We start from the raw sequence: 9,030 nt of genomic DNA on the forward strand, positions 1-9,030 counted from the left end.
TTGTAAATATGCTAGAAGTTGAAAAACATATCTTTGAAAGGACCGCTATTGTTGGGCTTATCACTCAAAATCAAAGTGAAGAAAAATTAAATGAATACTTAGACGAGTTAGAATTTTTAACCTTTACAGCTGGCGGTGAAGTAGTAAAACGATTTTGGCAAAAAACAGATAAACCCCATCCAAAAACGTTTGTAGGGACTGGAAAACTTGAAGAAATTAAAACCTACATCAAAGAATATGATATCAATTCAGTAATTTTTGACGATGAATTAACGCCCTCACAACAAAAAAACATCACTAGAGAGTTAGATTGTAAAGTGTTAGATCGCACCAATTTAATTTTAGACATTTTTGCACAACGTGCCGAAACCTCTTATGCGAGAACACAAGTAGAATTAGCACAATGCCAATACTTATTACCTAGATTAACAGGAATGTGGACACATTTAGAACGTCAACGCGGTGGTATTGGTATGCGTGGTCCTGGGGAAACAGAAATTGAAACCGATAGGCGAATTGTAAGGGATAGAATTTCCTTGCTAAAAGAAAAAATAAAAATCATAGACAAACAAATGTCTACCCAAAGAGGGAATCGTGGCGCGATGGTACGCGTGGCTTTAGTGGGCTATACCAATGTTGGGAAATCTACATTAATGAATGCTGTTGGTAAAAGCGAAGTATTTGTAGAAAATAAACTTTTTGCTACACTAGACACCACCGTTAGAAAAACGGTTATTAAAAATTTACCCTTCTTACTTTCTGATACCGTTGGTTTTATTAGAAAACTACCTACTCAATTGGTTGATTCTTTTAAAAGTACATTAGATGAAGTACGAGAAGCCGATTTGCTTTTACATGTGGTAGACATTTCTCATCCTGAATTTGAAGATCATATTGCAGCTGTAAATAAAATTTTATTAGACATTAAAAGTGCCGATAAACCAACAATTATGGTTTTTAATAAAATTGACGCCTACAAATATGTAAAAATTGATGAAAGCGATGAAACTATTGAAAAAACGTCTAAAAATTTCTCGCTTCAAGATTGGGAACAAACATGGATGAGTAATTTAGGAGAAAACAACACCCTTTTTATTTCAGCAACCGAAAAAGAAAACTTTGAAGCTTTTAGAGAAAAAGTATATGAAGCGGTGCGAAGCATTCATATCAGTCGTTTTCCTTACAATAAATTTTTATATCCAGATTACAAAGATGTAATTGAAGAAGAAGAAAATTAGATTAAATTCATTTCTTTTTGTACAAAGGTACCGCAGAACACGCTTCCCCAAACATAATGCTTTTTGCTACTTTCATTAATTTTTGAATAGCCAAAGTGTACACTTCATTAGGGACTTCTTTTTTAGAACACCCTTTTAAAATAATCGGTTTTTCAAGATAATCTGTGTAGTCCAATTTGTTTAAAATATCTTGATACCAATCGATAATTGCCAATTCTTTAGTGCCTTGAATTACTTTTAAAGCAAATGGCGCCAAGTGAACAGCAACTAATGTGTACGTCCAAGCCGGTAATATTGCGTCTTCTGAACAATATAATGCCACGTATTTATTTTCGTAAACTGACCAATCAGTTGCTTTTAATTGCGCTCTAAATTCGGTTTCCTTCAAAATAGCACCACCAAACAACCATTGCGATACATCAACTGCTATCACATGATTATCCGGATAATAATCTTCTAAATCGAAAACCATTAAGGCGCTATTGGCCACTTTATTTACTATTTCACTCATTTTAGTCAAAAAGTCGAATGTCAAAAGACGTAATGTTAAAAGTTATATATGTACTTTAAGACATTCAAACCTTTGACTTTCAGACTATTTATTAAAGCATTCCTAATTCTAATTTAGCTTCTTCGCTCATCAAATCTTTACTCCATGGTGGATCAAAAGTAATTTCTACTTCACAAGATTTAATTGTATCAATTTTTTCAACTTTTTCTTCCACTTCTTTTGGTAGCGACTCAGCAACTGGACAATTTGGAGAGGTTAACGTCATTAATATTTTAACTTCATTGTCTTCGTTAATCATGACGTCATAAATTAAACCTAATTCATAAATGTCCACAGGAATTTCTGGATCATAGATTCCTTTTAATGCAGTAACTACACTTTCGCCTAAGTTTATTTCGTCTTTAAATTCTTCCATTTTTTGGGATTTTATTATAACAAATAAGTCATATAAGTATTATTCAAATGATTCACTTGTGTGTTCAATTTTTAATTTCTTGCTTCAAATGCTAAAGCATACATTTTTATTTTTTTTATCATCGAAACCAAGCCGTTGGCTCGAGTGGCTGAAAGATGCTCTTTTAATCCAATTTCATCTACAAAATCAGTATTTGCTTCTAAAATTGCAGCCGGAGTTTGGTTGGAAAAAGCTCTAATTAGGATAGCAATTATTCCTTTAGTTAAAATGGCATCGCTATCAGCTGAAAAAAAGACTTTTCCGTTATTTTCTTCTGCATGAACCCAAACTTTAGATTGACAACCTTTAATGATATTGTCTTCTGTTTTGAAATGCTCTTCAATAATTGGCAATCCTTTTCCTAATTCGATAATGTATTCGTAACGTTCCATCCAATCATCGAACATAGAGAATTCGGAAACAATTTCATTTTGTATTTCTTTAATATTCATTATTATTTTTCTGCTAGTTTTGTAATTTTATTTACCAATTTTTCTATTTCTGTAGGTGGAAAACCATGGTCGAAACCATTGGCTGGATATTTAATGCCTTTTGCTTCGAAAATAATATTAGCGTGTGCCGCACCATCATAATATCGCTTTTCTGTTGGCCAATTCAAGTCTTTTACTTTTGCTAAATCGACCGCTTTGGCTAATGTTGAAATTTCTGCCCATTCTTCCTCTGAAAGCACCAATTTATTTGAATATTCTTTAAAACCTCTCTCATTAGAAGTATAAAGTACTTGATTTTCAACTTTTATTGCAAGAAAAAAACCCCTAGTGCTTGCCTCATAATAAATTGTAGGTACGTTTTCTACAACGACACTTTTAGTTTCGCTACACGCATAATGAAATAGCATCGCGGTAAAAAGGATTAACAATCTTTTCATAAGTTGAGATTTTAGTTACGATAACATCATTTTAGCTCTTTTCAAAGCCGTTACAAATATATCAATTTCTTCTTTGGTATTGTAAAAGGCAAAACTGGCTCTTATTGTGCCTGGAATTTTATAAAAGTCCATAATTGGTTGTGCACAATGATGGCCAGTTCGAACCGCTATACCTAATTTATCTATAATCGTGCCAATGTCATACGGATGAATGTTTTCAATATTGAAAGAAATTACAGATGCTTTTTTAAATAAATCTGTCGGTCCGTAAATGGTTAATCCTTCAATTTCTTGAAGTTTTTTAGTGCCATAAACTAGTAATTCGTGTTCATGTTTGGCAATATTATCAAATCCAATTTCGTTCATATAATCAATCGCAGCACCAAAAGCAATTCCACCGCAAACATTTGGCGTTCCGGCTTCAAATTTATGTGGCAAATCGGCATAGGTTGTTTTTTCGAAAGTCACGGTAGCAATCATTTCTCCGCCGCCTTTATAAGGAGGTAATTTGCGCAACCATTCTTCTTTACCAAATAACATTCCAACGCCTGTTGGCCCACACATTTTATGAGCAGAAGTTACATAGAAATCAACATCCAACGCTTGCACATCGGGTTTAATATGTGGACAAGATTGTGCGCCATCAATTAAGACTGCTGCCCCAACGTCATGTGCTTTTTTTATAATTTCTTCAATTGGATTTAGCGTTCCTAAAGCATTTGAAATGTGATTGCAACAAACTAATTTGGTTTTTTTTGAGAGTAGCTTCTCATATTCGGATAAAATTAATTCGCCATGAACATTTATTGGAATGACTTTTAAAATCGCCCCCGTATGTTCGCATAACATTTGCCAAGGCACAATATTACTATGATGTTCTAATGCAGAAATCATAATTTCATCTCCTTTTTCCAATAAAGAGGCAAAACCATTGGCTACTAAATTAATACTTTCGGTTGTACCTGATGTAAAAATGATTTCGTACGGCTGTTTCGCATTAAAATGCTTTTGAATTTTATTTCGAGCTTGTTCATAGGCATCGGTAGCTAATTGACTCAACGTATGAACCCCTCTATGAATATTTGCATTGTAATTGGAATAATAATCTACAATACTGTCAATTACTACTTGAGGTTTTTGCGAAGTCGCTCCATTATCAAAATACACTAAGGGTTTTCCATTAACCGTTTGTGACAATATTGGAAACTGCGTTCTTATTTTCTGAATATCGAACATATCAAAACTATTTTAGACAAATTTACGATATGATTATTTAAAATAGGAATAAATAAAGATTAAAATAACAGAAAATTATGTTTTGTTTTTAGTTAAAACACCTTTTGTTGAATACAATTAAAATTCCAAATCCTGTAGAAATGGCTACATCGGCTACATTGAAAATGGCGTTGAAAAATGTAAATGGTCTTCCGCCAATAACTGGTATCCAGTCTGGCATTGGTAAATCTTTAATTATAGGAAAATAAAACATGTCTACTACCTCACCATGAAACCATGTTCCGTAAGGGTTGTCAGAAAACATTGTAGCTACTTGACTATAACTATCATTAAAAACTACCCCATAAAAAACAGAATCGATGATGTTTCCAATAGCCCCAGCTAAAATTAAAGTGATGGCAAAAGTCAAATAACTAGATAATCCTTTCTTAATTGAATCATTTAACCACCAAGAGATACCTCCGACCGCAATAATTCTGAAAAGGGTTAGAAATAATTTGCCATAATTACCTGGAATTTCAGCGCCCCATGCCATTCCTTCATTTTCCACAAAATATATTCTAAACCAATCAAACACTTTTACTTGTTCGTTAATATAAAAATTTGTTTTGATGTAAATTTTACTTGCTTGATCAACAAGTAAAATAAGAAATACAAATAAAGCGGCTTTTCTTAGGTTCATTTTTTTAATGTTTGTGCAAAAGTAGTAATTTTAACGAATAAAAAACGCCCCAAAAGGAGCGTTTCTATTTTTATTAACGTTTTTTAACGTTGTAAATTTTTAGCTTCAATGCTCATAGTAGCGTGAGGCACTATTTTTAAACGTTCTTTATTGATTAATTTTCCGGTTACTTTACACATCCCGTAGGTTTTGTTTTCAATTCGGATTAAAGCGTTTTTTAAGTCGCGAATGAATTTTTCCTGACGAATCGCCAGTTGCGAATTCGCTTCTTTACTCATGGTTTCGCTTCCTTCTTCAAATGCTTTGAATGTTGGAGAAGTATCTTCCGTTCCGTTGTTAGAATCGTTTAAATAGGCGCTCTTAATTAATTCTAAGTCGTTTCTAGCTTTATCTAACTTTAGATTAATTAATTCTTTGAATTCTTGTAATTCTGCATCTGAGAATCTTATTTGTTGATCTATCATAATTGACCTGTTTTTAAAATTTATAATTTCAATCCAATAACACCAAATGGTTTTATTATTTTGAAATTAGTATTATTGTTTTTAACTCATCAAACTCAACTTCCGTACCATTTGATATTTCTGATACAAAAATTAATTCATTGGTTAGTGTTTCTGATTTAATGTACGATTCATTTGCTATTACTGCTTGTTCAATACTATCATTTTTTAGTATTTGAACTTTAATTTTATCTGTAACTTCAAAACCAGAATCTTTACGAATATTTTGAATTCTATTGACTAACTCTCTCGCTATCCCTTCCTTACGTAATTCTTCAGAAATTGTGATGTCTAAAGCTACTGTAATTCCGTTTGAATTGGCCACTAACCAACCCGGAATATCCTGAGAAGAAATCTCTACATCTTCGACTGTTAAAGTAATACTTTTTTCAGAACTCGTAATAGTTAGTTCACCTGTTTTATCTAATTCATTAATTTGATCTTGCGAAAAAGACTGTATCTCTTTGGCAATCAAGCCCATATCTTTTCCAAAACGAGGTCCCAATGCTTTAAAATTAGGTTTAATTTGCTTTACTAATACCCCAGAAGCGTCTTCTAATAATTCTATTTCTTTTACGTTAACTTCCGCCTTGATCAAGTCTTCAATAGCTAAAATTTCAGCTTTAAAAGTAGCGTCAAGTACAGGAATCATTACTCTTTGTAAAGGTTGACGTACTTTTATCATTTCTTTTTTACGTAGTGATAAAACTAACGATGAAATAGTTTGTGCTTTCTGCATTCTACTTTCTAGTGATTTATCAACAAAGTTTTCAACCGAAATAGGAAAATTAGCTAAGTGAATACTTTCAAATTTTTCCTTATTAGTATTGGCATTCAGGTCTTTATAAAGTCTATCCATAAAGAAAGGCGCTACCGGCGCAGCTAATTTTGCAACCGTTTCTAAGCAGGTATAAAGCGTCTGATAGGCGGCAATTTTGTCTTGAGCATAGTCGCCTTTCCAAAATCTTCGACGACATAAACGCACGTACCAATTGCTCAAATTCTCCTGAACAAAATCAGAAATTGCTCTTGTAGCACGAGTAGGTTCGTAATCTGCGTAAGCGACATCAACTACTTGAATAAGCGTATGTAATTCGGACAAAATCCAACGGTCAATTTCTGGTCTTTCTGCTAAAGGAACTTCAGCTTCACTGTAGTTAAAACCATCAATATTGGCATATAAAACAAAGAAAGAATAGGTGTTATAAAGCGTTCCAAAGAATTTTCTTCGTACCTCAGCAATACCTTCTAAATCGAATTTTAAATTATCCCACGGATTGGCATTTGAAATCATATACCAACGTGTAGCATCAGGGCCATATTCGGCTAAGGTATCAAAAGGGTCAGCAGCATTACCTAAACGTTTTGACATTTTTTGTCCGTTTTTGTCTAATACTAAACCATTTGACACTACATTTTTATAAGCAATTTTATCAAAAACTAAAGTAGAAATAGCGTGTAAAGTATAAAACCAACCACGAGTTTGGTCTACTCCTTCTGCAATAAAATCGGCAGGAAAGTCTTTGTTTTCGTCAATTTTATCCTTGTTTTCGAAAGGATAATGCCATTGAGCATAAGGCATCGCCCCCGAATCGAACCAAACGTCAATTAAATCACTTTCTCGTTTCATTGGTTTTCCAGATGTCGAAACCAATACGATTTCGTCTACTACATTTTTGTGTAAATCGACTAAATCGTAATTTTCTTCAGACATATTTCCGATTTCAAATCCTTTGAATGGATTTTCGGTCATAAAGCCCGCAGCAATTGCTTTTTCAATTTCTTGAACTAATTCTGGTACAGAACCTACTAAAATTTCTTCTGTTCCTTCTTCATTTCTCCAAATTGGCAAAGGAATTCCCCAATATCTTGAACGCGATAAATTCCAATCATTAGCGTTTTTTAACCAATTCCCAAAACGCCCTTCTCCAGTAGCTTTCGGCTTCCAGTTGATGGTTTCGTTTAAATCGAACATTCGATCTTTAATTTCGGTTACTTTGATGAACCAAGAATCTAACGGATAATATAAAATGGGTTTGTCTGTTCGCCAACAATGTGGGTAACTGTGCACGTATTTTTCTACCTTAAAGGCTTTGTTTTCTTCTTTTAATTGAATTGCAATTTCTACGTCGGCAGAGCGTTCTGGCGCTTCGCTTTCATTGTAGTATTCGTTTTTAACGTATTTCCCAGAATATTCACCTAAATTAGAAATGAATTTACCTTGCAAATCTACCAAAGGAACTGCGTTTCCATTTTCATCTAAAACCAACATTGGTGGTACTTCTGGAGTGGCTTCTTTGGCTACTTTAGCATCATCTGCTCCAAAAGTAGGTGCGGTGTGTACAATCCCTGTTCCATCTTCGGTAGTTACAAAATCTCCTGCAATTACTCGAAACGCATTTTCTGGGTTTTGATAGGGTAAAGCTAACTTCATCAATTGTTCGTAACGAATTCCAACTAAATCAGAACCTTTACATTCAGCCAAAATTTTGAATGGAATGTTTTTATCACCAGCTTTAAAATTTTCAAAATCAGTTGCTTCTGTGCTTGCAATAAATCCTTTTCCAAACTGTTTTCCTACTAAATTCTTAGCTAAAATAACATTTACAGGCTCAAAAGTATATTGATTAAATGTTTGTACTAAAACATAGTCAATTTTTGGTCCCACCGTTAAAGCGGTATTACTTGGTAACGTCCAAGGCGTAGTGGTCCAAGCTAAAATATGAATGGTTCCAAAACCTTGTAAAAAGTTTGGTAATGTGTCTTCTTTAGTTTTAAATTGCGCTACAACTGTCGTATCTGTTACATCACGATATGAACCTGGTTGATTTACTTCGTGCGAAGATAATCCTGTACCCGCTTTTGGCGAATACGGTTGAATGGTGTAGCCTTTGTATAGTAAATCTTTATTGTAAATTTGTTTTAGTAGCCACCAAACCGATTCCATATATTTGGATTTGTAGGTCACATAGGGATCTTCCATATCTACCCAATAGCCCATTTTTTCGGTTAAATCGTTCCACACGTCGGTGTAACGCATTACTGTTTTCTTACATGCTTCGTTGTAATCTGAAACAGAAATGGTTTTTCCAATATCTTCTTTTGTGATTCCTAAAGCGGCTTCAGTACCTAACTCTACTGGTAATCCGTGCGTATCCCAACCCGCTTTTCGTTTTACTTGAAATCCTTTTTGAGTTTTATATCGACAAAAAATATCTTTAATAGCACGCGCCATCACATGGTGAATTCCAGGTAATCCGTTTGCAGAAGGTGGCCCTTCAAAAAATACAAATGGTTGGTTTCCTTCCCGTGTAGCTACACTTTTTTCAAAGATGTTATTTTCCTTCCAAAAATCAAGAACTTCTGAAGCTACTGTTGGTAAGTCAAGTCCTTTATATTCTGTAAATTTTGTACTCATTTTTGTCGCTATCTTAAATCAATTTGCGAAAGTAATGATTTAATGAGAAAAGGCAAAAGGTATAAGGCAAAAGTTGTAGGTTAAGAAAAAACTTCTTTT

The 9,030-nt window shown here is 33.7% G+C and carries 9 protein-coding genes; 1 reads left to right on the forward strand and 8 read right to left on the reverse strand.

Going from position 1 to position 9,030, the window contains the following annotated elements; all coding sequences use genetic code 11:
• Positions 1 to 8: 8 nt before the first annotated feature.
• Positions 9 to 1,238 carry a GTPase HflX gene (gene hflX, locus ABWP60_RS02025; RefSeq protein ID WP_353147756.1) on the forward strand — a complete coding sequence of 410 codons (1,230 nt, stop codon included), beginning with the start codon at positions 9 to 11 and terminating at the stop codon, positions 1,236 to 1,238.
• 7 nt (positions 1,239 to 1,245) lie between these two features.
• Here hflX and ABWP60_RS02030 read toward each other — a convergent pair whose 3' ends face one another.
• The 8 genes from ABWP60_RS02030 to ileS form a co-directional block, all read right to left on the reverse strand.
• Entirely contained in the window at positions 1,246 to 1,749 is a 504-nt protein-coding gene (locus tag ABWP60_RS02030; RefSeq protein ID WP_353147758.1) for a DUF2480 family protein, read from the reverse strand.
• 91 nt (positions 1,750 to 1,840) lie between these two features.
• Positions 1,841 to 2,164, reverse strand: coding sequence for an SUF system Fe-S cluster assembly protein (locus ABWP60_RS02035; RefSeq protein WP_353147761.1), 324 nt, complete (start codon positions 2,162 to 2,164; stop codon positions 1,841 to 1,843).
• Positions 2,165 to 2,235: 71 nt separating this feature from the next.
• A complete protein-coding gene (locus ABWP60_RS02040) occupies positions 2,236 to 2,655 on the reverse strand; it encodes a SufE family protein (RefSeq protein ID WP_353147764.1) in 420 nt (139 codons plus the stop codon).
• Between the two features lie 2 nt (positions 2,656 to 2,657).
• A complete protein-coding gene (locus ABWP60_RS02045; protein WP_353147767.1) occupies positions 2,658 to 3,092 on the reverse strand; it encodes a hypothetical protein in 435 nt (144 codons plus the stop codon).
• A 15-nt stretch (positions 3,093 to 3,107) separates the two neighbouring features.
• A complete protein-coding gene (locus tag ABWP60_RS02050; protein WP_353147770.1) occupies positions 3,108 to 4,328 on the reverse strand; it encodes an aminotransferase class V-fold PLP-dependent enzyme in 1,221 nt (406 codons plus the stop codon).
• A gap of 88 nt (positions 4,329 to 4,416) precedes the next feature.
• The gene (locus ABWP60_RS02055) at positions 4,417 to 5,010 is read right to left on the reverse strand and encodes a lipoprotein signal peptidase (RefSeq protein ID WP_353147773.1); all 594 of its coding nucleotides are present in this window, start codon (positions 5,008 to 5,010) and stop codon (positions 4,417 to 4,419) included.
• A gap of 83 nt (positions 5,011 to 5,093) precedes the next feature.
• Positions 5,094 to 5,474 carry a TraR/DksA family transcriptional regulator gene (locus ABWP60_RS02060; protein ID WP_353147775.1) on the reverse strand — a complete coding sequence of 127 codons (381 nt, stop codon included), beginning with the start codon at positions 5,472 to 5,474 and terminating at the stop codon, positions 5,094 to 5,096.
• 55 nt (positions 5,475 to 5,529) lie between these two features.
• Positions 5,530 to 8,931, reverse strand: coding sequence for an isoleucine--tRNA ligase (gene ileS, locus ABWP60_RS02065; RefSeq protein ID WP_353147778.1), 3,402 nt, complete (start codon positions 8,929 to 8,931; stop codon positions 5,530 to 5,532).
• Positions 8,932 to 9,030 lie beyond the last annotated feature (99 nt).

The sequence above is a fragment of the Flavobacterium sp. genome (assembly GCF_040402895.1).
GTDB lineage: Bacteria > Bacteroidota > Bacteroidia > Flavobacteriales > Flavobacteriaceae > Flavobacterium.